Raw genomic sequence first — 23,189 nt, 5'->3', positions numbered from 1 at the left:
TTGCTCATGGCCTAGCCGTACGAATACGCGATCGACGCAGCATGGCGCTGACCTTCGCTGCCGCTGGCACGCGCGTCCGCACTGGACACGGACGGCCTGTGCCCGGCCGGCGCGGGGGCCGCGACGCCTACATGGCGCTCTGTCTGCGCATCGAAGCAATGCGTCGATGCGCCATCACGGACCTGCAGGCGCACCAGGTCGCCTGGCTTGAGCGCCACGCGGTCATGCACGGAGACGCACCAGGGCGTTTCGCTGCCCGCCACGGTGCCGTAGATCTGCGTCTTGTCGCCCGTCGACTCCGTGAGGATCACGCGCAGCGCCAGCCCTTCGGGGGCCAACTGCAGATGCTCGGGCCGCAGCCCCAGCAGGATGTGCTGTCCATCGGCCAGCAGGGGCGTGCACCCGGAAGTGGGCAGATGCCAGGTCTGCCCGTCGGGCAGCGCGAGCCAGGTGCGGCCGTGTTCGCGATGCACCTGCCCTTGCGTGAAGTTCATCGCGGGCGAGCCGATGAAGCCCGCCACGAAGCGGTTGACCGGGCGGTCGTAGAGCGCCAGCGGCGCGCCGACCTGCTCCACCCGGCCCGCGCGCATCACGACGATGCGGTCGGCCATGGTCATGGCTTCCACCTGGTCGTGCGTGACGTAGACCATGGTGTTGCCCAGGCGCTGGTGCAGGGCCTTGATCTCGGCGCGCATCTGCACGCGCAGCTGCGCGTCGAGGTTGGACAGCGGCTCGTCGAACAGAAACAGCGCGGGCTCGCGCACCACGGCGCGGCCCATGGCGACGCGCTGGCGCTGTCCGCCCGAGAGCGCACGCGGCAGGCGGTCGAGGTAGGGCGTGAGGTTGAGCAGGCCGGCGGCTTTTTCGATGCGCGGGCGGAATTCGCTTTCGGCCTCGCCGCGCGTGCGCGGGCCGAAGGCGATGTTCTCGTAGACCGACAGGTGCGGGTAGAGCGCATAGCTCTGGAACACCATCGAGATGTTGCGCTTCTGCGGCGACAGGTCGTTGGCCCGCGCACCGCCGATGCGCAGCTCGCCGCCGCTGATGGGCTCCAGCCCCGCGATCATGCGCAGCAGTGTCGACTTGCCGCAGCCCGAGGGGCCGACGAGCACGACGAACTCGCCGTGGGCGATGTCCAGGTCGATGCCGTGCACGACGGGCACGCCCGCGAAATCCTTGCGCAGTTGCTTGAGTTGAACCTGAGCCATGGGGTCTCCTTGTAGTTGTGGAAGGGGGTCGCTGGCTCAGTAGTCTTCGACGGTGATCTCACGGGCCATCGGCAGGACGCCCGACATGAGCCCCGCATCCACCGGCAACGCCACGCCCGTGATGACGCGCGCGGCGGGCGACGCGAGAAACAGCACGGCATCGGCGACGTCGTCCGGTGTCGCGAAGTCGCCTAGCGGGTACCACTTCTTCAGCTGCTCGAACACCTGCGGGTTCTTGTCGGCGCGCGCCTGCCAGGCGGGCGTCTTGACGGTGCCCGGCAGCACGATGTTGGCGCGGATGCCATAGCCGCCCAGCTCCATGGCGAGCGAGCGGGTGTAGCTGACGAGCGCCGCCTTGGCCGCGCTGTAGGCCGGGTGGCCGAGCGTCGTGAGCGCGTTGACCGAGCCGATGAGCACGAGCTGCCCGCTGCGGCGCTCGACCATGGCCTCGCGCACCGCCTCCACGCAATGGAACGCGCCGTTGAGGTTGAGCTGGATGTCGGCCTGCCAGTCCTGCGGCGTGGTCTTGCGCACCGTCGGCCCGCGCGCGGCGCCCACGTTCGACACCAGCACGTCCACCGGCCCGACCACCGCGGCGGCCCCGGCCACCTTGTCGCACAGGCCTGCGCAGTCGGTGACGTCCGCCACCAAGGGATGCAGCCGCGCCAGATCGTCGGCGCTCACGCCCTGCCCGGCCAACACGCCCGCCAGTCGGTCCAGTGCGCCTGCATCGTGGTCCAGCGCGATCAGCCGGTCGCCGGCCTGCAGCACGCGGCGGCACAGGGCCTGGCCGATACCGCCCGCGGCGCCCGTGACCAGCGTCACGCGCCGGGGCGACGCGTGGGAATGAACCGGAGACGGGGTCGAAATTAATTTGTCCACGCAATGCGCCCTGTGAATTGCCAATACCTCTCCCGACCGGGCGGCAATGAATTACCGCGCGCAATTCGAGCTCGAATTTTGGAGCGTACAGGACGTCATCGGCATTGGGCCTTCAATATTTCGCACGCAGGGTTCTAGTTTTTAGAAATCGAGGGTTAGCTCTATCTATGGCGTCATCTGGCCGCCTCGTAAGATAAAAAAGCGCAAGCATTGATCGCAGCAGAAGCAGGCGTGGATTTAATTCATTTTCAATAATCTTACGAGGAATTAAATATGAAAAAACGAAATACAACTCTATTGGCCAGTGCAATTCTTCTGGGCCTTTCTTCTCTCACGGCCCACGCGGGAAATATCCGCATCGCCATGTCCAGCTACAGCGACAACACACGCCCCTGGCTGGAGGCGCTGGCCCGGGAATATGAGAAGGCCAACCCCGGAGACAAGGTCAAGGTCGAGGTGGGAAGCTGGGAGAACATGCAGCAGAAACTGCAGGCGGAAATCGCCAGCAACAACCCGCCCGACCTGACCCACGTGGCCACCCGTTGGGTGGGCGATTTCGTGAACGACGACCTGGTGGAACCGGTCGACAATTACGCCAATACGGCGTTCAAGGAGCGCTTTATTCCGGCCTTCCTGAACGCCGGAAATATCAAAGGCAAACCGTATGCGCTGCCCATTGCGGCCAGCGTGCGCGCCATGTTCTATAACAAGGACATGCTGAGCAAGGCAGGTTTTCCCAATGGCCCCAAGACCTGGGACGACGTGATTGCCGCCTCGAAAAAGATCAAGGCCACGGGCGCCTACGGTTACGGCATTCAGGGCAAAGACCTGGATACCGACACTTATTTCTACTACGCGCTGTGGAGCATGGGGGGCGACGTGCTGGATGCGGGCAACAAGGCCGCATTCAATTCGCCGACCGGTGTGAAAGCCGCCACGCTCTACAAAAGCATGATCGACCAGGGCCTGACCGAGCCCGGCGTGGCCGGCAACACGCGCTACGACCTGCACAACCTGTTCAAGCAGGGCCGGTTGGGCATGGTCATTTCGCTGCCGCCGCTGGCCAAGGAAATCGCCAAGGACGCGCCGCAACTGAAATACGGCATCGCCGGCGTGCCCAACGGCGGCAAGGACATCACCTTCGGCGTGACCGATTCGATCATGATGTTCAAGACCTCGAAGAACAAGGAAACCGCCCAGAAATTCCTGAGCTTCATGTTCTCCAAGAACGCGCGGCTGAAGTTCGATCAGGGCGAAGGCTTCATGCCGGTGACGCGCGAGGTGGCCAACGACCCCGTGTTCAAGGACGACCCGGTGCTCTCCGAGTTCGTGACCCTGCTGCCCAACGCGCGCTTCGCGCCGCTGGTCGCCGGCTGGGAAGACTCGGCGCAGGCCGTCACCAATGCGCTGCAGGCCATCTACCAGGGCAAGGCAGAACCGAAGGCGGCGCTGGACAAGGCCGCGGCCGAAGCCAACACCAAGCTCAACAAGAAGTAAGCAAGCCAGCCTCGGGGCACAGCCCTGGGGCTGCGCCGGCTTTCCGCGTGTCGCACCACGCCTAACCACGCCCATTCCGATCGAATTGCCCTATGCAGAATCCCGTTCGAGGTCCGGCCCTGGCTTGGGGGCTGATTGCGCCGAGCCTGTTGCTGACGATCTTCATCCTGGCCTACCCGCTGTCCACGCTGGTGTTCCAGTCGGTGCACGACATCTCGCGCTTCGGCCTGCTGCGGGCCTTCAACGGCCTGGACAACTTTCGCACCGTGTTCACCGACCCGGTGTTCGCCCACGTGGTGTGGCGCACGGTGCAGTGGACGGTGTGCGTGGTCGGCGGCGCGGTGCTGTGTGCCGTGCCGATCGCGCTCATCCTGCAGCAGGATTTCTATGGCCGGGGCGTGGCGCGCACGATCGTGATGCTGCCGTGGGCGGTGTCGCTGACCATGACGGCCATCGTCTGGACCTGGTCCTTCAACGGCCAGTACGGCATGGTCAATGCGAGCCTGGCGATGGTCGGGGTCATCCAGGAGCCGATCAACTGGCTGGCCGACGGACAGCTCGCGTTCTGGGTCGAAGTGGGCGTGGGCATCCTGGTGTCCATTCCCTTCACCGTCACGATCTTTCTGGGCGGCCTGTCATCGGTGTCGCAGGACATCTACGAAGCGGCCGACATCGAAGGCGCGTCGCGCTGGCGGCAGTTTCGCCGGCTCACGCTGCCGCTGCTCAAGCCCTTCATCCACATGGCGATCGTGCTGAACGTGATCTACGTCTTCAACTCGTTCCCCATCATCTGGATCATGACGCAGGGCGGGCCGGACAACGCCACGCACATCCTCGTCACCTGGCTCTACCAGCTGGGCTTTCGCATGGGTCGCCCCGGCGAAGCGGCAGCCATCTCGCTCGTGATGCTGGCCTTGCTGCTGGCCTTCACCGTGTTCTACCTGCGCCTGCAAAAGCGCCAGTCCGCGAAGGCCGCCGCATGATCCGCTCCGACAAACTCGTGCGCAGCCTCTGGTGCTGGCTGCTGCTCCTGCCGCTGGTGGTCGTGGTCATCTTTCCGCTCGCGGTGATGTTCTTCACGGCGCTCAAGCCGGCTTCCGAGATCTACGTCTATCCGGCCCGCTGGTTGCCGCAGCAATGGCAGTGGAGCAACTTCTCCGCCATGTGGACCCAGACCGGCTTCGGGCGCGCGCTGCTGAACAGCCTGCTGGTGTCGCTCTGTGCGACGGTGCTGACGATTGCCGTCAGCGTGCCTTCCGCCTACGCGCTGGCGCGCCTGAAATTTCGCGGCCAGGGCGGCTACCGGCAGTTCTTGCTCATCACGCAGATGATCTCGCCCGTGCTGCTGGTGGTGGGGCTGTTCAAGATGGCGGCCAGCCTGCCGTGGTTCGACGGCGGCAACATGACCGACTCGCGCCTGTCCGTGGTGATCGCTTATGGCGCCTTCGGGATTGCCTTTGCCGTCTGGATGATGACCTCGTACTTCGAGACCATTCCGCGCGACCTGGAAGAGTCGGCCTGGCTCGAAGGCTCAGGGCCCGTGCGCACGGTGTTCAAGGTGTTCCTGCCGCTGGCATTGCCCGCCATGGCGGTCACCGCACTCGTCACCTTCGTCAATGCCTGGAACGAGTTCGCGGTGGTCTACACGCTGATCCGCTCCACGGAAAAGCAGACGCTGACCGTGCTCGTCACCAACATGGTCGCGGGACAGTACGTGGTGCAGTGGGAGCTGGTCATGGCCGCCGCCATCTGCGCCGTGGTCCCGGTCGCCATTTTGTTTGCGTGGATGCAGCGCTACATGGTGCAAGGCCTGACCGCGGGCTCGGTCAAGTAGCGACCGCAGCGGCATCACAGCCCGCTGCTACCCGCTGCGCCCTCCCCCTTCGAATAATGCGGCGACGGCTGGCGCGCACCCTGCGCCGGCCGGTTTCGCACCACCTCATCCGAAGGAGACAAACCCGATGGCTCGCAAGATCCTGATGCTCTGCGGCGACTACGCCGAAGACTACGAAACCATGGTGCCGTTCCAGACCCTGCTGGCCGTCGGCCACACCGTGCATGCGGTGGCGCCCGACAAGAAGGCCGGCGACTGGGTGCACACCGCCATCCACGATTTCGAGGGCGCGCAGACCTACAGCGAGAAGCCGGGTCACCGCTTCACGCTGAACGCGACCTTCGACGACGTGCGCCCCGAGGCCTACGACGCGCTCGTGATCCCCGGTGGCCGCGCGCCCGAGTACCTGCGCATGCACCCCCGCGTGGTCGAGATCGCGCGCCACTTCCTCGCGACCGACAAGCCGGTGGCCGCCGTCTGCCACGGCGCACAGCTGCTCGCGGCCACGGGCCTCATCAAGGGCCGCAAGGTGTCGGCGTATCCGGCCTGCCAGGTCGAGGTGGAACTGGCCGGTGCCGAGTACATGGGCATCCCGGTCGACCAGGCCGTGACCGACCGCAACCTCGTCACCGCACCGGCCTGGCCGGCGCATCCGGCGTGGCTGTCGCAGTTCCTGGTGGTGCTCGGCACGCGCATCGAACACTGATCGGACGAAAGCGCGTGGGCGGCGCTACAGTGCCGCGTCGCCCCGACTCATCCACGCTCGCAAAGGAGATGGCCCATGTGCGAAGTCTTCATCAGCGCCGATCCGCAAAGCTACGACGCGCGCACGCGCTCGGTGCGGCTGCACGGCGTGGTCACCAGCATCCGGCTCGAGAACCTGTTCTGGCAGGTGCTCGAAGAGATCGCGCAGCGCGACGGCATGGCCGTGGTGCAGCTCATCGAGCGGCTGTACGACGAGCTGGTGGCGGCGCGCGGCGAGGTCGGCAACTTCGCGTCGTTCCTGCGCGTGTGCGCGTTGCGCTACGAGGCGATGGTGGCGCAGGGACGGATTCCGGCCGACACGTCGGTCGCGATCCGCTCGCTCGATGCGAACGCCGTGCTGCATGAACTGCCGCAGGGGTGGGGACGGCCGTCGCCTGCGCAGCCGTCGAGCGAGACGCACGTGCGCACGCTCCACGCTGTCGTGCGGCGACATGCGTAGACGCCGCCCGGCGCACGAGATCACCAGCGCATCTTCACGCCGACGCTCGCATTGACCCCGCTCTTGACGCGCGCGTCGCCGCCGGAGCCCGCCCACAGCTTGCCCAGCTCCACATACACGCTCGTGTTCTCGGCCACCTGCAGCGTGGCCCCTGCCGCCAGCTCGGTGCTGCTGCCGCCGGTGCGCGTCGCGATGTCCGTGACACCGGCCGGGCCGACAAAGCGGGTGACGTCGGTGCCGCTGCTGCTGCGGTAGAAGTTGACCCGCGCATAAGGCTGCAGCAGCCCGGCGCTGGTGACGAACTCGCCCTTCACGCGCACGCCGGCGCGTGCCCGCCAGCCGTTGTCGCTCTTCTGCTGCACGAGGGCGCCGGAGATGCCCGTGTCACCCAGGCTCACCCGCTGGTGCACCAGCTGCACCTGCGGCTCGACGGTCCAGTTGGGCGCAATGGGAATCGGCTTCCCCACCTCGATGGACGCCAGCAGGCTGTTGCCCTTGCCGCCCCGGGAGAAGCCCATTGCGGGCGAGGCCGTGTAGCGGTGGCGGCCGGCCTGCAGCACGCCATCGACGTACACGCCGCTGGCGTGCTTCCAGGTGGCATAGGCGCCCAGGTATTCGCTCTTCTGGTTGTTGGTGCCCACGCCGAGGTTTGCGAGGCCGCTGGCAAAACCGTTCACGCGCATGTCGCCGTCGAGCTGGCCGACGTACACGCCCGTGCGCCAGTTTGGGTTGGCCCACAGGTCGGTGCCGGCCTGGAAGCCCGTGAGGCGCCCCTTGCTCGTGGGGCTCACGGTGCCGCCCTGCGCGATGGTGCGCTCTGTGCTGATGATGCGGCCCCAGGCCTGGCGGTAGCCCTGCGCGGGCGTGGCCGTGTTCGCGCCCGTGACCAGGTTGTCGCCCATGCGCTGGTGCAGGTTGCCGAGCATCGCGAGGCTGGACTGGCGCAGCTGCTCGGGCAGCGCCGCGTAGAGCGGCACTTCGGCGCGGTAGGTGGGCACGAGGAGCACGGGCACGCCGCCGGTGCCGCCAGTGCCTGTGCCGCCACCGCCGGCAGGCGGCGTGCCGGGCGGCACGGGCGGGACGGGCGCGGTGGTCGAGCGCAGGTACCAGTTCTCGCCCGCGCCGGTGGCGTCGGCCGCATGCAGCCGGTACTCGTAGGCACCCGCATCGACGTGCGTGCCGGCCAGCAGGAACGCGCTCTTGGTCGTCTGCGCGGTGGTGGTCGCGCCGTTGATCGCGCTGATCACCTCGATGCCGTTGCCGGTGGTGAGCGCGCCCAGGCCGCCCAGGTTGGTGATCTGCACATTCGTCGTACCGCTGGCGACGGCGGTGGCGCCGCTCAGGATCAGCCGGTCGCTCGCGCTCGCGCTGGTGCCCAGCGCGGTACCCAGTCGCAGCGTGCCGCCGTTGCCCACCCACGGGCCGTTGACGGTGAGCGTGGTGCCGGGCACCGCGCCCACCAGCGACACCGTGCCGCTGTTCGCCATCGACGCGAGGGTCTGGTTGTTGCCGGCCAGGTCGAGCGTCGCGCCGGTGGCCACGGTGAAGGGGCTCACGCTGCTGAGCACGTTGGCCGCGCCCGCGCGCAAAGTGCCCGCCGCCACGTTGGTCGCGCCCGCATGGGTGTCGGCACCGCTCAGCGTGAGCACGCCCGCGCCGATCTTCACGAGATCGCTGGCACCAGAGATCGCACCGGTCCACGCCAAATCGTTCCCGTTGGTGTCGATGGTGCCCGTGCCGCCCAGCAGCAGGGCGTTGTTGACGCTGAGGCCAGCGGCGCCCGCGACGACGCTGGCGGTCGCGCCCGCGCCGATCGACATCGCGCCCGTCATCGACGAGCCGGTGTTCAGCGTGAGGCTGTTGGCGCCGCCCGTGAAGGCGACCGCCGCGGCGCGCGTGACGCCGTCGCCGCCCAGGCCGCCCGCGATGGTTCCGCCGTTGACGATGGCAAGGCTCGCGCCCGTTACCCCGACGCCGCCCACCCCATTGGCACCGCTCGGGCCGCCGTTGCTGCTGGCCCCGCCGACGCCGCCCGCCCCACCGGCGATGGTGCCGGTGTTGGTGATGGTTGCGCCCGCGCCGGTCGATGCGAGGCCCGCCCGCCGTCGCCGCCGGCGCCCGGTGAGCCGGTGCCGCCCGCACCGCCGCCGGCCGCGCCGCCAGCGCCCCGGCGCCGCCCGTGATCGAACCGCTGTTGCCGACGGTGACCGCAACGCCCGCGAGCGTCGCGCCGATGCCTCCTGCGCCGCCCCCGCCGCCCGAGGCGTTGGAACGGGCGGGCAGCAATTCGGCCCCGCCGGCGCCGCCGGCACCGCCCGTGAGCGAGCCGGAGTTGTTGAAGCTGAGCCCCGGGTTGGTCGCGTTCAGGTAGAACCCGCCGCCCCCGCTGCCGCCGCCGCCGGCCTGCGAGAAGGCGTCGCCGCCATTGCCGCCTGCGCCGCCCGTGGAAGACCCCGTCGCCGTGTAGCTGCCGAGCGGCCCGATGAGGATCGAGCCGTAGCCGCCGGCACCCCCGCCGCCGGCCGCCCAGTACCCGTTGCCGCCCGCGCCACCGGCACCGCCGGTGTAGCTGTCGGACGAGTTGGCCACGTTGTTGGCGATCGACGCGCCCTGGAAGCCACCGCCGCCGCCCCCGCCATAGCCGTTGCCGTTGGCCGCGTCACCGGTTTGCGACTGGCCCGCGCCACCGGCGTCGCCCTGGAACGCGCCGGGACCGGTGGGCATGCTGGCGGTGCCGGCCGCACCGCCGGTGCCCGGCGTGGCACCGGGGAAGCTGCCGATGTTGGCGTCGGCGCCTGCCGTGACGCCGCCCGGCGTCGACGATCCGCCCGCGCCGCCGAATGCATTGACCGTGTTGTCATTGAACCCGCCGCTGCCCCCCGTGCCGTCGCTGCCGCCCGCGCCCGCGTTCAGCGACGTGGCGCCGACCGGCTGGCCGCCCGCGCCGCCGGCCGCGAGCACCGGCACGACGCAGACCCACAGGGCCGCCGCTGACACCGCAGCCGCCACCACGCGCACGCCGCCCCCGCCGCACGACCGCGCATGGCCGCGCGCGATTTCCGGCGCGGCCACCCAGGTGCCCGCAGTGGGATTCCACAAGGTTCGGAAGATCTGATTCATGGCTTCAACTCCCTCTTCGTTCACTGACTGAGCAGGTTGGAATCCGTGTGCAGCGGCAATGGCTTGCGCATCCACACGGCGACGATTTCGGATTGGCAAGTCAAAAATGTAAGAACGGGTGGCGGTTACGCGTATCCCTGCAAGGGGGTACCCTGAAATGGGAGCGGCCTACCCGACAAGGAGTTGCTTCCCCTCTGTCAGTGCGTGCGGTAGGCGGTCTACCCACGCGCGTATCCGTGCGTAACATGTGACATTCGCACAGCACACTCTTTCACGCCACGCGCGGCACCGACGCGCCCAAAAGAAAAGGCACCCTCGCGGGTGCCTTGTTCGTTGCGGCTGCTGAGCCGAGCGCAAGCAATCAGTCCAGCGACACGTTCGCCTTGCGGATCACGTCGGTGAAGCGCTTCGTTTCCGTCGCCACGAACTGGTCGAACTGCGGGCGCGTGGTCGGGAACGGCTCGTAGCCGAAGCTCTTGAACTTCTCTAGCACGTCGGGTTCGGCCAGGCCCTTTTCGATGTCGCGCTTGATCTTCTCCGTCACCGAAGCGGGCAGGCCCTTCGGCACGGCGATGGCGTTCCAGCCGATCACCTCGAAGCCCTTCGGGCCGCCCGATTCGCTCACGGTCGGCACGTCGGGGAAGGCGGCGTTGCGCTGGGGCGCGGCCACGGCCAGGAAGCGCAGCTTATTGGCGCGCTGCAGCGGGCCGGCGGTGGCGCTGCTGCCCAACGCAAAGGCCAGCTCGCCCGTGGCGACCGAGGTGTACAGCTGCGTGGTTTCCTTGTAGATGATGTGCTCCATCTGCGTGCCGGTGGCCGACTCGAACAGCTCCGAGCCGAGGTGCACCGGGTTGCCGACCGACCACGAGCCGTAGTCGAGCTTGCCGGGGTTGGCCTTGGCGTCGGCGATGAGGTCGCCCACGGTCTTGTACTTGCTGTTGGTGGCGACGGTGAAGAAGAAGTAGGTCTTGAACAGCGGCAGCAGCGCGTCGAAGTCCTTCGATGCGTCGTAGGGCAGCTTCTTGAACAGCGCCGGGTACGCGGCCAGGTGCACGTTGTCGAGCACGACGATGTCGTGGCCGTCCTTGGCGCCGCGCTTGAAGGCGTCGATCGCGATGAAGCCGTTGCCGCCCGGGCGGTTCTCGACCACCACGGGCTGGCCCCAGGCGCGCGAGAGCTTGTCGGCCACGAGGCGGGCCACGCCGTCGGGACCACCGCCGACCGGGAACGGCGTGATGATGCGCACGGGCTTGGTCGGGAAGGCCGCAGCTTGTTGCTGTGCCGAAGCGGTCAGCGGCAACAGGCCGCCGGCGGTCAGGGCCAGCGCGGCCGCGGCAATGGCGCGACGCGAGAGCGACGAACGGAAGAAGGACATGAAGGAAGTCTCCGGTTTAAAAATCGTTGATTGGTTGGTGCAGCGCGGAGCCGCTCGGTCAGTCGACCGACGCGCCCGAGGCCTTGACGATGCCGGCCCACAGCGCGCTTTCCTTCGCGATGAGCGCGGCGTAGTCGGCCGGCCCGCCGAGCAGCGGCACGGCGCCTTCCACGTCGAGCCGCGACTGGAACTCGGCACTACCCGCCACCTGCAGCATCTGCGCCGACAGCGTCTTCACGAACGCATCGGGCGTGCCGCGCGGCGCGAGGATGCCGTAGGTGAGCGTGCTCTCGAAGCCCGCGAGTTCGCGCAGGCCCGACTCGGCCACGGTGGGCACGTCGGGCAGCGACGGCAGGCGCTTGGCACCCGTGACGGCAATGGCGCGCAGACGCCCGCCCTTGACCAGCGCGAGCGCGGGCGGGATGACGCTGAACATCATCTGCACCTGCCCGCCTGCGAGGTCGGTGAGCGCGGGGTTGGTGCCCTTGTAGGGGATGTGATTGACCTTCGTGCCGGTGCGCTGCGCGAAGAGTTCACCCGTGAGGTGGCCGCCGGTGCCGCTGCCGCTCGACGCGTAGTCGAGCAGGCCCGGGCGCGACTTCGCCTCGTTGACGAGGTCGGCCACGGTGCGCACCTTCGAGGCCGCGGGCGCCACGAGCACGAGCGCGGACGACGCGAACATGGCCACGGGCAGCAGGTCTTTGCGGGCGTCGAACTTCAGGCCCTTGTACAGCGCCGGGTTGATCGACACGGTGCCCGTGTGGCCCAGCAGCAGCGTGCTGCCGTCGGGCGTGCTGCGCACCACCTGCTCGGTGCCGAGGTTGCCGCCCGCGCCGGGCTTGTTGTCGACGATGACGCCCGACTTGCGCACCTCGCCCAGGCCCTTGGCCATCTGGCGTGCGAACACGTCGTTGCCGCCGCCGGCCGCGAAGGGCACGACGATGCGGATCGGCTTGCCATCGCTCGGCTGCGCATGCGCGGGCAGGCCCGCCGCCGCCAGCAGGCCCAACAGCAGGTCGCGTCGGGCGAGGCCCATCAGACGCGTTCCAGGATCACGGCAATGCCCTGCCCCACGCCGATGCACATCGTGCACAGCGCGTAGCGGCCGCCGCCCTTGTGCAGCTGGTTCACCGCGGTGGTGGCCAGGCGTGCGCCGCTGGCGCCGAGCGGGTGGCCCAGTGCGATGGCGCCGCCGTTGATGTTCACGCGCGCGTCGTCGTCCTTCAGGCCCAGCAGGCGCAGCACGGCAAGGCCTTGTGCGGCGAAGGCTTCGTTGAGTTCGATGACGTCGATCTGGTCGAGCGTGAGGCCGGTGAGCGCCAGCACCTTCTGCGTGGCGGGCGCCGGGCCGATGCCCATGATGCGCGGCGCGACGCCGGCCGTGGCCATGCCGACCACGCGGGCGCGCGGCGTGAGGCCGTGCCTGGCGGCGCTGGCTTCGTCGGCCAGCAGCAGCGCGCAGGCGCCGTCGTTCACGCCGCTGGCGTTGCCAGCGGTGACGGTGCCGTCGGGGCGCACGATGGGCTTGAGCTTGGCCAGCGCCTCCAGCGTGGTGTCACGCGGATGCTCGTCCTTGTTGACGATGAGGGCGTCGCCCTTTTTCTGCGGCACGCTCACGGGCACGATCTCGGCGTCGAAGAAGCCGGACTTCTGCGAGGCCACGGCGCGCAGCTGCGAGTTGAGCGCCATCAGGTCTTGCGCCTCGCGCTCGATCTTGTAGTCGGTGGCCACGTTCTCGGCCGTCTCGGGCATCGAGTCGACGCCGTACTGCGCCTTCATGAGCTTGTTGACGAAGCGCCAGCCGATGGTGGTGTCGTACACCGCGTTGTTGCGGCTGAAGGCGCTCTCGGCCTTGGGCATGACGAAGGGCGCGCGGCTCATGCTTTCGACGCCGCCGGCAATCATCAGGCCGGCTTCACCGGCGCGGATGGCGCGGGCGGCGGTGCCCAGTGCATCGAGGCCCGAACCGCACAGGCGGTTGATGGTGCCGCCGCCCACTTCGATCGGCAGGCCCGCGAGCAGCGCCGACATGCGAGCGACGTTGCGGTTGTCTTCGCCGGCCTGGTTGGCGCAGCCGTAAAGCACGTCGCTCACGGCCTGCCAGTCGACGTTCTTGTTGCGCTCGATCAGTGCGCGCAGCGGCACGGCGCCGAGGTCGTCGGTGCGCACGCTGCTGAGCGAACCGCCGTAGCGGCCGAAGGGAGTGCGCACGGCGTCGCAGATGAAGGCTTGATTGGTCATGTCTGTTGTCTCTGAATGGTTGAACGGATCAGGCGGCGATCGGCAGGCCGACCAGCGTCTCGAGTTCTTCGCGGGTGAGGCCCTCGACGGTGTCGACGAGCTTCAGGCCCTGCGGTGTGCATTCGAGCGTGGCGAGGTCGGAGTACACGCGCTTGACGCAGCCGATGCCGGTGAGCGGATAGGTGCATGCCTGCACCAGCTTGCTCGCGCCCTGCTTGGTGAGCAGATCCATCATGACCCACGTCTGCTTGGCGCCGATGGCGAGGTCCATCGCACCGCCGACGGCGGGAATGGCGTCTTTCTCGCCCGTGTGCCAGTTGGCGAGGTCGCCGGTGGCCGACACCTGGAACGCGCCGAGCACGCAGATGTCGAGGTGGCCGCCGCGCATCATCGCGAAGCTGTCGGCATGGTGAAAGAATGAGCCGCCCGGCAGCAGCGTGACGGGCTGCTTGCCGGCGTTGATGAGGTCGTAGTCTTCTTCGCCGGCCTCGGGTGCGGGGCCCATGCCGAGGATGCCGTTCTCGCTCTGCAGGATGACCTCGCGGCCCTTCGGCAGGTGGTTGGCCACGAGCGTGGGCTGGCCGATGCCGAGGTTGACGACGGCGCCGTCGAAGATGTCTTGTGCCACTCGCGCGGCGAGCTGGTCCTTGGTGCGACGTGTATATGCCATGGTCATGCTGCCTTCTTGAAGCCGCCGGCTTGGGTCGCCACGCGTTCGATGCGCACCACCTGGTGCACGAAGATGCCCGGGGTCACGATGGTCTCGGGGTCCAGGGTGCCGAGCTCGGCGATGTCGTGCACGGTGGCGATGGTCTTCTTCGACGCCATGGCCATCACCGGGCCGAAGTTGCGCGCGGCCTTGCGGTAGACCAGGTTGCCCCAGCGGTCGCCGCGCTCGGCCTTGATGAGCGCCACGTCGCCGTGGATGGGGTACTCGAGCACGTACTGCTTGCCGTCGATCTCGCGGGTCTCGCGGTTGCCTGCGAGCTGCGTGCCGTAGCCGGTGGGGCAGAAGAAGGCGCCGATGCCGGCACCCGCGGCGCGGATGCGCTCGGCGAGGTTGCCCTGGGGCACCAGTTCGAGTTCGAGCTTGCCGCTGCGGTACAGGCCGTCGAACACCTGGCTGTCGGCCTGGCGCGGAAAACTGCAGATGATCTTGCGCACGCGGCCGGCCTTGAGCAGCGCCGCAAGGCCGGTCTCGCCGTTGCCTGCGTTGTTGTTGACGACCGTGAGGTCCTTGGCGCCCTGCTCGACGAGGCCGTCGATGAGTTCGCCTGGAATGCCGGCGGTGCCGAAACCGCCGATGAGCACCGTGGCGCCGTCTTGGATGCCTGCCAGGGCATCGGCGACCGAGCGCGCGATCTTGTTGATCATGAAGCTTGTCTCCGGGAGTGAAGAAAGAAACCGAACGGTCCGAACAGCCTGCCGAATTCACGAATCCTCGCGAACTGCAATTTGTTCGTCTAAAGAACTTTTGTTCGTATAATGAATTTTAGAGAGGATCGCTCGCCATGGCAACCCGCCCCGTTTCCGCTACTTCGACCACCGACACGCCCGCCCCCGGCGACAGCTACGTGCAGTCTTTTGCGCGCGGCCTGCAGGTGATCCGCTCATTCAGCGCGAGCGCGCCGCACCAGACGCTGAGCGAGGTGGCGGCCGGCAGCGGCCTCACGCGTGCGGGGGCGCGGCGCATTCTTCTCACGCTGCAGACGCTGGGCTATGTGGTGACCGACGGCAAGCTGTTCACGCTCACGCCGCGCATCCTCGACCTGGGCTTTGCCTACCTGTCGTCGATGCCGATCTGGAACCGCGCCGAGCCGGTGATGGAAGCGCTGGTGCAGCAGGTGCAGGAGTCGTGCTCGGCCGCCGTGCTCGACGCGACCGACATCGTCTATGTGCTGCGCGTGCCGACGCAGAAGATCATGCGCATCAGCCTGGGCGTGGGCTCGCGGCTGCCGGCGTACTGCACGTCGCTGGGCCGCCTGCTGCTGGCCGACTTGAGCGACGACGAGGTGCGCGCACGGCTCGAGGCCTCGAACCTCGAGCTGCTGACCAAGCACACCGTGACCGACATCGAAGCGCTCATGGCCAAGGTGGCCCAGGCGCGCAAGCAGCAGTGGTGCCTGGTGAACCAGGAACTGGAAGAAGGCCTGATCTCCGTGGCCGCGCCCATCGTGAACCGGCAGGGCCGCATGGTGGCCGCGCTGAACATCAGCGGGCAGGCGAACCGCACGAGCGCGAAGGTGATGCAGGAGACGATGCTGCCGGCGCTGATCGATGCGGCGAAGCAGGTGTCGGCGCTGCTGTAGGAAAGAACAAGGCCGACATGGGGTGAAGGCCGTCGTGCCCTCACCCTAGCCCTCTCCCAGAGGGAGAGGGGACAAGACATCACGCCTCGGAGCGGATGCCTTTCATGATGATCACGCCGCCCAGTCGGGTGGTGTCGGCGCGCATGCGCTTGGCCAGCGTGTCGGGCGAACCGGGCTGCGCTTGCCAGCCGGTCTTCAGCAGAGCCTCGCTCACCTCGGGCGAACTGATCACCTCGACCAGCGCGGCATTGAGCCTGGCCACGGCCGCCGGCTTCATGCTCACAGGCGCGGCGAGCGCGGTCCAGATCTCCAAGTCGGCGCCGCGCACGTCGGCGTCGCGGATCGTCGGCAGTTCGTTGACCAGCGGGCTGCGCTCGGGCGAGGTCACGCCGATGGCCTTGAGCTTGCCCGACTTCACGTGCGGCATCGCCAGGCCCGGCGGCAGCAGCGCCAACTGGATCTCGCCCGCGAGGATGCCGGCGATCACCTGCGGGTTGCCCGTGTAGGGCTTGTGCTGCGCGGTGATGGCGGCGCGGCTCTTGAGCAGCTCCATGCCCAGGTGGCCGACGGTGCCCACGCCCGGCGTGCCGTACTTGCCGCCGCTGCCCAGGTTGCGCACCCACAGCAGCAGGTCGGCCGCAGACTTGCCCGTGGCGTTGCCCGACACCACCAGCACCAGCGGCGCGGTGCCGATCAGGCCGATGGGCGCGAAGTCTTTTTCGGGGTCGAAACCCAGCGACGGGTTCAGCAGCTTGGCGATCGTGAGGTTGCCGTTGATCAGCGCGCCGATCGTGTGGTCGTCCGTGGCCTTGGCCACTTCGGCGGCCACGAGGTTGCCGCTGGCGCCGGGCTTGTTCTCCACCGTCACCGGCTGGCGCAGGATCTTCGAGAGCGGCTCCGCGATGGCGCGCGCTGCCAGGTCGGGCGAGGCGCCCGCCGGAAAGCCCACGAGGATGCGCACGGGCCTGGTCGGCCAGGCGGCATCGCCGCCCGCGGCGCGCTGGGCCCACGCGCCCGGGGTGAACAGCGAGGTGGCAATGGCTGCAGCGCCGCCTTCGAGCAGGCGGCGTTTGGTGATCTTCAAGACGGACTCCGGAGGGTTGGAAAAATCAGGGTAAACACGTGCATTTTTGCTTACGTGAAGTTACATGATGATGCTGCGTTGCACAAGTTCGGCACAACTGTGAATGGGGCCATCGCAGGGCCTTGTCAGCTTGGTATCCAGAGGTGACGAGCGCATTTACAATGCCTGCCGCATTCCCCTTCCCCTACCACGAGGTCTTGTCCGCAATGCCCAAGAGCCCCCGGCCTCGCGCCCGCTTCAGCTTCTCCCCCACCGTGCGCGCCCTGTTCCTGGCCGCTGCGGCCTGCGGCGCCACGCTTCCCGCGCTGGCCGCCACCGAGCATGAAGACGTCGACCGCCTGATGCAGGCCGGCAAGCTCGACGAGGCCATGACCAAGGCCGAGGCCTTCCTCAAGGACAAGCCGCGCGATCCGCAGATGCGCTTCCTGAAGGGCGTGATCCAGCTCGACACCGGCAAGCGCGCCGAGGCCATCGCCGCCTTCACCCAGCTCACGCAAGACGCGCCCGAGCTGCCCGAACCGTTCAACAACCTCGCCGTCATCTACGCGAGCCAGAACCAGTTCGACAAGGCCCGCAACGCCCTCGAAAGCGCGATTCGCACCAACCCCAGCTACGCCACCGCCCAGGAAAACCTCGGCGACGTGTACGCGCGGCTGGCCAGCCAGGCCTACAGCAAGGCGCTGCAGCTCGACCAGAACAACACCGCGGTGCAGCCCAAGCTGGCCGTGATCCGCACGCTCTTCACGGCCCCGCCGGCCGCCGGCGGCTCGAAGGGCTCGACCCTCGTGGCCTCGGCCACGACGACGCCTGCACCGGCTCCGGCTGCGAAGCCCGCTCCGGCGCCTGCGCCGACTCCGGTCGCCAAGGCCCCCGCTCCGGCCCCCGTGCCCGCTCCTGCTCCCGTCGCCAAGGCACCTCCTGCGCCCGCGCCGGCACCTGCTGCCGCGCCCGTTGCACCGCCCGTCAAGGTCGCCGCAGCGCCCGCACCGGTGGCCAAGACGCCTGAACCGGCACCCGCTCCGGCACCTGCCGCTGCGCCGGCGGCGTCCACCGCAGAGATCGAATCCGTCGTGCGCGGCTGGGCCGCGGCCTGGGCCGGCCAGGACATGGACCGCTACCTCGCCGCCTACGGCAGCGACTTCGTGCCCGCCGGCGGACAAAGCCGCAAGGCCTGGGAAGAAGACCGCCGCGCCCGCATCGTCGGCAAGTCCAGCATCAGCGTGAACCTCGAGAACCTCGCGATCAAGGTCGACGGACAGACCGCCACCGCCAAGTTCCGCCAGGTCTACCGCGCCGACAACCTCAACATCGCGAGCCGTAAGACGCTCGAGCTCCAACGCTCTGGCAACCAGTGGCACATTCGCAAGGAAAGCGTCGGCGGCTAGTGGCAGACATCGTCCGGCAAGGCCGGCTTCAGCCCCTCCCGTTCCCGCAGAGGAGCGGGAAACTGCTCGCGGCCTTGATGGCCGCCTCTGCGCTTCTGCTGGCCACGCCCGGCGCGGCGCTCGCAGCCAACAACAACAGCACCAGCAGCAAGACAGCCAAGGCCGGCAGCGCGAAGAGCGCCAAGGCCGGTGGCAGTCGGGCGTCTGCCAAGGAAGCCCGGGCCAGCAAAGCCGGCAGCGGCGCCAGCAAGACGCAGCTGCAAGCCAAGGGCAAGCGGTCCGCCGTGGCGGACAGCCAAGGCGCCGCGCGCCCGGCCCGCAAGTCCGCAAGAACAGCCGCGCCGCTCCAGGAAGCCAACGGCGCCGAGGCCCGCCTCATCGCCGTCTACGAGCTGTTCGGCCGCGGCAAGAGCCGCGAGGCGCTGGCCAAGGCCCAGACCCTCGTGCGCGACCATCCGAACTTCCAGCTGGCGCAATTGGTGTACGGCGACCTGCTCGCAGCGCAGGTGCCGCCGTCGAACGCCATGCCCGACACCGCCGGCATTGCGCGCCTGCGCGGCAACCCGGCCATGGTCGAGCTGCACGAGGAATCGCGCCGCCGCCTGCAGGCCCTGCGCGAACGCCCGCCCGCCGGCACCGTGCCTTCGCAGTTCCTCACGCTCTCGACCCGCAGCCGCTTCGCCATTGCCGTCGACGCCTCGCGCTCGCGGCTGTACCTGTTCGAGAACTCCGACAAGGGCATGAAGCTCGTCGCTGACTACTACATCTCCGTCGGCAAGTCGGGCACCGACAAGGCCGTCGAGGGCGACGCGCGCACCCCGCTGGGCGTGTACTACATCACCAGCAGCCTCGACCCGCGCTCGCTCAAAGACTTCTACGGCGCTGGCGCCCTGCCCATCAACTACCCCAACCCGTACGACGTGCGGCGCGGCAAGACCGGCAGCGGCATCTGGCTGCACGGCACCCCGCCCCAGCAGTTTGCGCGGGCACCGCTCGCCAGCGACGGCTGCGTCGTCATGGCCAACCCCGACTTGAAGCAGCTGCTGCGCAAGGTGCAGATCGGCGCCACGCCGGTCGTCACCGCGCGCAGCCTGCAATGGATTTCGCAGCCACAAGCCGAAAAAGAAGAAAAAAAATTCGCCGATTCAATTACCGCCTGGAAAGACGCACGCGCCAGCGGCAATGAAGCGCAATTGAAGAAGTTCTATTTGCCGGATTTCCAGCGCGCCAGCCGGAAACCCGTCGATGCCAATTCGGTGCTCCGCGACGAATTGACCTACGCACAAGGTAAACGAGTGCAAATCAAGGATGTGTCGTACCTCCACTGGCGCGACACCGAGGACACCATGGTCGCCACCTTCGGCGAGGTGTTCGAGGGCGAGAAGAACGGCCGAACCCGCCGCCAGTACTGGCTCCGTCAGGCGGGCGAGTGGAAGCTCTTCCACGAAGAAATCCTGGGCTGAGGCCCCATCACCGAAGGGGTCTCGACCCCCAAAGTGTGATTTATTGCCCAAACCGGGCCACCTTGTCGAGTGTTACAAATTGCACCACTGGGTACCCCGCTACGTAACACGTAACGGGTGTGTTCCCGTAACACTCAACTTTCGGACGTTCCCTCGCCCGTAACGCGTTCCCCTCGTCCATGCCAGTGTGCATGCGGTTTACAGAGGGAAACGAACATCTCCACACTGTGAATAAGTGACCTTTTCTGCCCCGTTGTGGGGGCCGAACGAGGCTGGCCGTCTTCCTGCTTTACCCCTCCGAGTAGCACATCCGGGACTCGATCCCATGTGTTTCCGCCCTTGATACACGGAGTTACGCTGTATAACATCCACCGTGCCAGCCTTTGTTAACACTTCCTTTCAGGAGATCACCATGCTTAGCTCTATTACTCGGTTTCTGCGCGATGAAGAGGGTGCTACCGCAATTGAGTACGGTCTTATTGCAGGTCTTATTTCCGTTGTAATCCTTGTGTCCCTCACAGACATCGGAACCAATTTGAACGCTATTTTTGTAAAAGTCGCAGGCAAACTCGATATCACGCCGTAACACGCGCCTTCTGGGAAACGGCATGGCGATAGCTTGTCTGTTCTGGTTGGTGCTTGTTGCGGTCTATGACTGCCGGAAGCGTCGCGTTCCCAACTGGCTTGTGCTTGCAGGGGCCCTCACAGCTCTTGCAGCGCTTGTGTTAGGAGCCCAGCCTTTCGGAACTGACTGGCGGGCCGCGCTGCTCGGCATGCTGGCTGGCTTTCTCCTCATCGCGTTCTACGCAACTGGACTGATGGGAGCAGGCGACGTGAAATTCGCTGGCGCCCTGGGACTATGGGTCGGCCTGTCGGCCCTGATACCGATATGGATCGGCGCCAGCCTGCTGGCCAGCGCCCACAGCGTCCTCTGGCTCGCGCTCAAGCGCTGGCCCTTTTTCCCGCGACTCGCCTTGATGCTTGCCGGCCCGTCGCGAACACCCGAATCCGGCGTTCCGACACGCCGGATTCGCATCATTCCTTATGCGGCTTACCTAGCCCTAACCGCTGCGGCGTGGATGGTTTGGGGCCGACAGAGTTAGCAGCCAACTCTGCTTCGTCTCGCAGGCCCTTCATTTCTTTCCCTTGATCGCTTGCCCCCTTCTTTCAGCTCGCCGCCCATGATCAACCTCCCCAAAATCATCGCCGCCATCCTCGTGCTTCTCGCCCTCGCGCTCGGAGGCTATGCATGGGTTCTCAGCCGCAAGGCGCCGCCTCCGCCGCCAGCAGCAGCAAGCTCCGGCACGGCGACTGTCAAAACTTCACAGGCGCAGACCTTTCCCGTGGTCGTCGCTACCAAGGCACTGCTGGCCGGCCAAGCGATCCCCGCAGACGCGCTGCGTGTGGAACAACTGACGATCAATCCGACAGGGGCCTTCAAGGACACCGCGCCGCTCGCCGGCCGCGTTCCGGTGATTGATCTGAGCGAAGGTTCGCCCCTGCTCGAAGGCCAGTTGGTTTCCGGTCTCGCTTTGCGCGTTGCCGAAGGCGAGCGCGCTGTGGCGATCAAGGCCGACGAGGTCATGGGCGTGGGCAACAAGGTCCAGCCCGGCGACTTCGTCGACGTGTTCCTGATGCTGAAGTCCGACAGCAAGGACATCGACCGCAGCCAGGCGCGCCTGCTGCTGTCGCGCAAGCGCGTGCTGGCGTTCGGCAGTGCATCCGTCGACGGCCTGGCGTCTAAAGCCGACAAGAACGGCAACTCCCAATCACAGCAGCGCGCCGAAGCCGCGCGCACAGCCGTGCTTGCGGTACCGGTCGACGATGTCAATCGACTGGCACTCGCAGAGAACAGCGGCCGCCTGCTGCTGGCCCTGCGCAATCCCACCGACATGTCGGAGCCCGATCCGAAGTTGTTTGCCGAATTGCCCACGGCCCTGCAGCCAGCACCACCGAAGCGCGGCGAACTGCCGCGCGCGCCGCTCGAAGGCCTGGACCGCGCCCAGGCCGGCCTGACGGCCGCCGACTTCGTGACCGGCGGAAAACCCGGCGCCCTTCGCGCACCCACAGCCGCGGTGCGCGCCCCCGCGGCTACCGGCACCGGCGCCAGCCGCGGTGGACTCCAGGTCGAAGTCATCCGCGGCGATCGCAGCGAAACCATCCGTTATTGATCGGCGCCACGTCCATGCATGCCCCGCACGAAAAACACACCATGACGCATCCTCCTTGCGCGAAGCCCAACGTTCCGGTTCATGCCCTGCGTCCGACCCTCGTGGCGCTGTGCCTGCTGGCACCGGGGATCTGGCCCGTTGCGTCCTCGGTGGCCAACGCGCAGGCCGTCGCTCCGGGGGCGCAGATCCCATTCCGGGTCGATGCTGGCACACAGAAGGAGCTGCTGATTCCGAAGGGCATCGAGCGCATGGCCATTGCCGACGAAGCGGTGGCTGGGGTGACGCTCACCCGCCAAACGCCGAACTCCCCGGCTGCACGTCTGCTCGTGACCGGCAAGGCTGCAGGCCGCACCACACTGATGCTCTGGGAAAAGGGCCAGTCGACCGCCACGGTGTACACGCTCGAAGTACGCCGGCGCGCCTCCACACTCACCGGCTCGCTCGACAGCATGACTGCGCACCAGGACGCGCGAGACACGGCGCTTGCCGCTGGCGGAGAGAAATCCCCGCTGGTCGATCGCTCCGTCGTCAACGTGCGCAGCAACACCGTGCAGGTCGAAGTCAAGGTTGTCGAGTTCAACCGCAGCGTGCTCAAGCAGGCAGGCCTCAACATCTTCAGCACGCGCGCCAATTCCAACGGATTCAGCTTCGGCTCCTTCACGCCGTCGTCGCTGAAGTCCGCGTCTTTCGCGTCGGATGGAAGCATCAGCGGCGAATACAACAACCCTCTCGCCCAAGCTTTCAGCCTGCTGTTCAACTTCGGCAAGGCCGGCATCGGGCTGAACGTCGGGTTTCTCGAAGGCAACGGCATGGCACGCGTGCTCGCCGAGCCCACGCTGGTGGCGCTGTCGGGCCAAAGTGCGAGCTTTCTGGCCGGCGGCGAATTACCGGTACCCGTGCCGCAGGGGCTGGGCACGACAAGCATCGAATACAAGCCTTTCGGCATCGGCCTCACGGTCACGCCCACGGTGCTGTCGAACGAGCGCATCGTGCTCAAGGTGGCACCGGAAGCCAGCGATCTCGATTACACCAACTCGCTGAGCATCAACGGCGTGGCCGTGCCGGCCATCACCACGCGCCGCGCCGACACCACGGTCGAACTCGGCGACGGCGAGAGCTTCATCATCGGCGGCCTCGTGAGCCGCACCACCACCTCGAACGCAGACAAGGTGCCGCTGCTCGGCGATATTCCAGTGCTCGGTACTTTCTTCAAACAGAACAGGTACCAGATGAACGAAAAAGAACTGGTCATTCTCGTCACACCCCACCTGGTGAAGCCGATCGCGCGCAACACCGACCTCGCCCCGTATCTGCCCGGCGGCGCCGAGCAGCGCGATGGCCCCGTGTGGCGCGCCCATCTCCTGGGGCCGGCCTCTGGCACGACGGTGCCGGGCTTCTCCCGTTGATGGACACCAG

21 protein-coding genes and 1 pseudogene are annotated in these 23,189 nt (G+C 67.4%); 12 read left to right on the top strand and 10 right to left on the bottom strand.

Annotation, left to right across the window (positions count from 1 at the left end; all coding sequences use genetic code 11):
* Positions 1-11: 11 nt before the first annotated feature.
* Complete coding sequence (locus GFK26_RS11780; protein WP_153282125.1) at positions 12-1,208, bottom strand: ABC transporter ATP-binding protein; 1,197 nt, start codon at positions 1,206-1,208, stop codon at positions 12-14.
* Between the two features lie 36 nt (positions 1,209-1,244).
* Positions 1,245-2,033, bottom strand: coding sequence for an SDR family oxidoreductase (locus GFK26_RS11775; RefSeq protein ID WP_416222551.1), 789 nt, complete (start codon positions 2,031-2,033; stop codon positions 1,245-1,247).
* A 330-nt stretch (positions 2,034-2,363) separates the two neighbouring features.
* Between GFK26_RS11775 and GFK26_RS11770 the strand changes: the two genes are divergently transcribed.
* From GFK26_RS11770 to GFK26_RS11750, 5 genes are all read left to right on the top strand, one after another.
* Entirely contained in the window at positions 2,364-3,587 is a 1,224-nt protein-coding gene (locus GFK26_RS11770) for an ABC transporter substrate-binding protein (RefSeq protein ID WP_228121978.1), read from the top strand.
* A gap of 92 nt (positions 3,588-3,679) precedes the next feature.
* Entirely contained in the window at positions 3,680-4,570 is an 891-nt protein-coding gene (locus GFK26_RS11765; protein WP_153282124.1) for a carbohydrate ABC transporter permease, read from the top strand.
* A complete protein-coding gene (locus GFK26_RS11760; protein WP_153282123.1) occupies positions 4,567-5,421 on the top strand; it encodes a carbohydrate ABC transporter permease in 855 nt (284 codons plus the stop codon). The genes GFK26_RS11765 and GFK26_RS11760 overlap by 4 nt, the downstream gene beginning before the upstream one ends.
* 127 nt (positions 5,422-5,548) lie before the next feature.
* Positions 5,549-6,127: a DJ-1/PfpI family protein gene (locus GFK26_RS11755; RefSeq protein WP_153282122.1), complete on the top strand. Its 579-nt coding sequence runs from the start codon at positions 5,549-5,551 to the stop codon at positions 6,125-6,127.
* A 75-nt stretch (positions 6,128-6,202) separates the two neighbouring features.
* Entirely contained in the window at positions 6,203-6,625 is a 423-nt protein-coding gene (locus GFK26_RS11750; RefSeq protein ID WP_225616799.1) for a ribbon-helix-helix domain-containing protein, read from the top strand.
* A gap of 20 nt (positions 6,626-6,645) precedes the next feature.
* Here the strand turns inward: GFK26_RS11750 and GFK26_RS34215 are convergent, their stop codons facing one another.
* From GFK26_RS34215 to GFK26_RS11720, 7 genes and pseudogenes are all read right to left on the bottom strand, one after another.
* Positions 6,646-8,607 (bottom strand): autotransporter outer membrane beta-barrel domain-containing protein, encoded by a 1,962-nt coding sequence (locus GFK26_RS34215; protein ID WP_228121977.1) that lies wholly within the window; start codon positions 8,605-8,607, stop codon positions 6,646-6,648.
* Positions 8,608-9,658: 1,051 nt separating this feature from the next.
* Positions 9,659-9,745: pseudogene (locus tag GFK26_RS34465) on the bottom strand (ESPR domain-containing protein); the annotation flags it as partial.
* 361 nt (positions 9,746-10,106) lie between these two features.
* Positions 10,107-11,120 (bottom strand): Bug family tripartite tricarboxylate transporter substrate binding protein, encoded by a 1,014-nt coding sequence (locus GFK26_RS11740; RefSeq protein WP_153282121.1) that lies wholly within the window; start codon positions 11,118-11,120, stop codon positions 10,107-10,109.
* 58 nt (positions 11,121-11,178) lie between these two features.
* Entirely contained in the window at positions 11,179-12,156 is a 978-nt protein-coding gene (locus tag GFK26_RS11735; RefSeq protein WP_153282120.1) for a Bug family tripartite tricarboxylate transporter substrate binding protein, read from the bottom strand.
* Positions 12,156-13,361 carry a 3-oxoadipyl-CoA thiolase gene (gene pcaF / locus GFK26_RS11730; protein WP_153282119.1) on the bottom strand — a complete coding sequence of 402 codons (1,206 nt, stop codon included), beginning with the start codon at positions 13,359-13,361 and terminating at the stop codon, positions 12,156-12,158. Before pcaF ends, GFK26_RS11735 begins: the two co-directional genes overlap by 1 nt.
* A gap of 28 nt (positions 13,362-13,389) precedes the next feature.
* A complete protein-coding gene (locus GFK26_RS11725) occupies positions 13,390-14,037 on the bottom strand; it encodes a 3-oxoacid CoA-transferase subunit B (RefSeq protein WP_153282118.1) in 648 nt (215 codons plus the stop codon).
* Positions 14,034-14,735 (bottom strand): 3-oxoacid CoA-transferase subunit A, encoded by a 702-nt coding sequence (locus GFK26_RS11720; RefSeq protein ID WP_119552256.1) that lies wholly within the window; start codon positions 14,733-14,735, stop codon positions 14,034-14,036. The genes GFK26_RS11725 and GFK26_RS11720 overlap by 4 nt, the downstream gene beginning before the upstream one ends.
* 137 nt (positions 14,736-14,872) lie before the next feature.
* Here GFK26_RS11720 and GFK26_RS11715 point away from each other — a divergent pair, with 137 nt between their 5' ends.
* The gene (locus GFK26_RS11715; protein WP_153282117.1) at positions 14,873-15,670 is read left to right on the top strand and encodes an IclR family transcriptional regulator domain-containing protein; all 798 of its coding nucleotides are present in this window, start codon (positions 14,873-14,875) and stop codon (positions 15,668-15,670) included.
* A gap of 79 nt (positions 15,671-15,749) precedes the next feature.
* Here GFK26_RS11715 and GFK26_RS11710 read toward each other — a convergent pair whose 3' ends face one another.
* Complete coding sequence (locus GFK26_RS11710) at positions 15,750-16,754, bottom strand: Bug family tripartite tricarboxylate transporter substrate binding protein (RefSeq protein WP_153282116.1); 1,005 nt, start codon at positions 16,752-16,754, stop codon at positions 15,750-15,752.
* A 206-nt stretch (positions 16,755-16,960) separates the two neighbouring features.
* Between GFK26_RS11710 and GFK26_RS11705 the strand changes: the two genes are divergently transcribed.
* From GFK26_RS11705 to GFK26_RS11680, 6 genes are all read left to right on the top strand, one after another.
* The gene (locus GFK26_RS11705; protein ID WP_153282115.1) at positions 16,961-18,139 is read left to right on the top strand and encodes a nuclear transport factor 2 family protein; all 1,179 of its coding nucleotides are present in this window, start codon (positions 16,961-16,963) and stop codon (positions 18,137-18,139) included.
* Between the two features lie 77 nt (positions 18,140-18,216).
* Positions 18,217-19,602 (top strand): L,D-transpeptidase family protein, encoded by a 1,386-nt coding sequence (locus tag GFK26_RS11700; protein ID WP_228121976.1) that lies wholly within the window; start codon positions 18,217-18,219, stop codon positions 19,600-19,602.
* A 412-nt stretch (positions 19,603-20,014) separates the two neighbouring features.
* On the top strand, positions 20,015-20,188 hold the full coding sequence (locus tag GFK26_RS11695; RefSeq protein WP_153282113.1) for a Flp family type IVb pilin: 174 nt from the start codon (positions 20,015-20,017) through the stop codon (positions 20,186-20,188).
* A gap of 22 nt (positions 20,189-20,210) precedes the next feature.
* The gene (locus tag GFK26_RS11690; RefSeq protein ID WP_153282112.1) at positions 20,211-20,705 is read left to right on the top strand and encodes an A24 family peptidase; all 495 of its coding nucleotides are present in this window, start codon (positions 20,211-20,213) and stop codon (positions 20,703-20,705) included.
* Between the two features lie 78 nt (positions 20,706-20,783).
* On the top strand, positions 20,784-21,773 hold the full coding sequence (cpaB, locus tag GFK26_RS11685; protein WP_153282111.1) for a Flp pilus assembly protein CpaB: 990 nt from the start codon (positions 20,784-20,786) through the stop codon (positions 21,771-21,773).
* Between the two features lie 41 nt (positions 21,774-21,814).
* Positions 21,815-23,179, top strand: a complete 1,365-nt coding sequence (locus GFK26_RS11680) for a type II and III secretion system protein family protein (RefSeq protein WP_153282110.1) — start codon at positions 21,815-21,817, stop codon at positions 23,177-23,179.
* Positions 23,180-23,189 lie beyond the last annotated feature (10 nt).

Origin of the sequence: Variovorax paradoxus, assembly GCF_009498455.1 — a bacterium.
Lineage (GTDB): Bacteria > Pseudomonadota > Gammaproteobacteria > Burkholderiales > Burkholderiaceae_C > Variovorax > Variovorax paradoxus_H.
The sequence above is the reverse complement of the archived record's forward strand: the minus strand, read 5'-3'. Positions and strand labels throughout refer to the sequence as shown.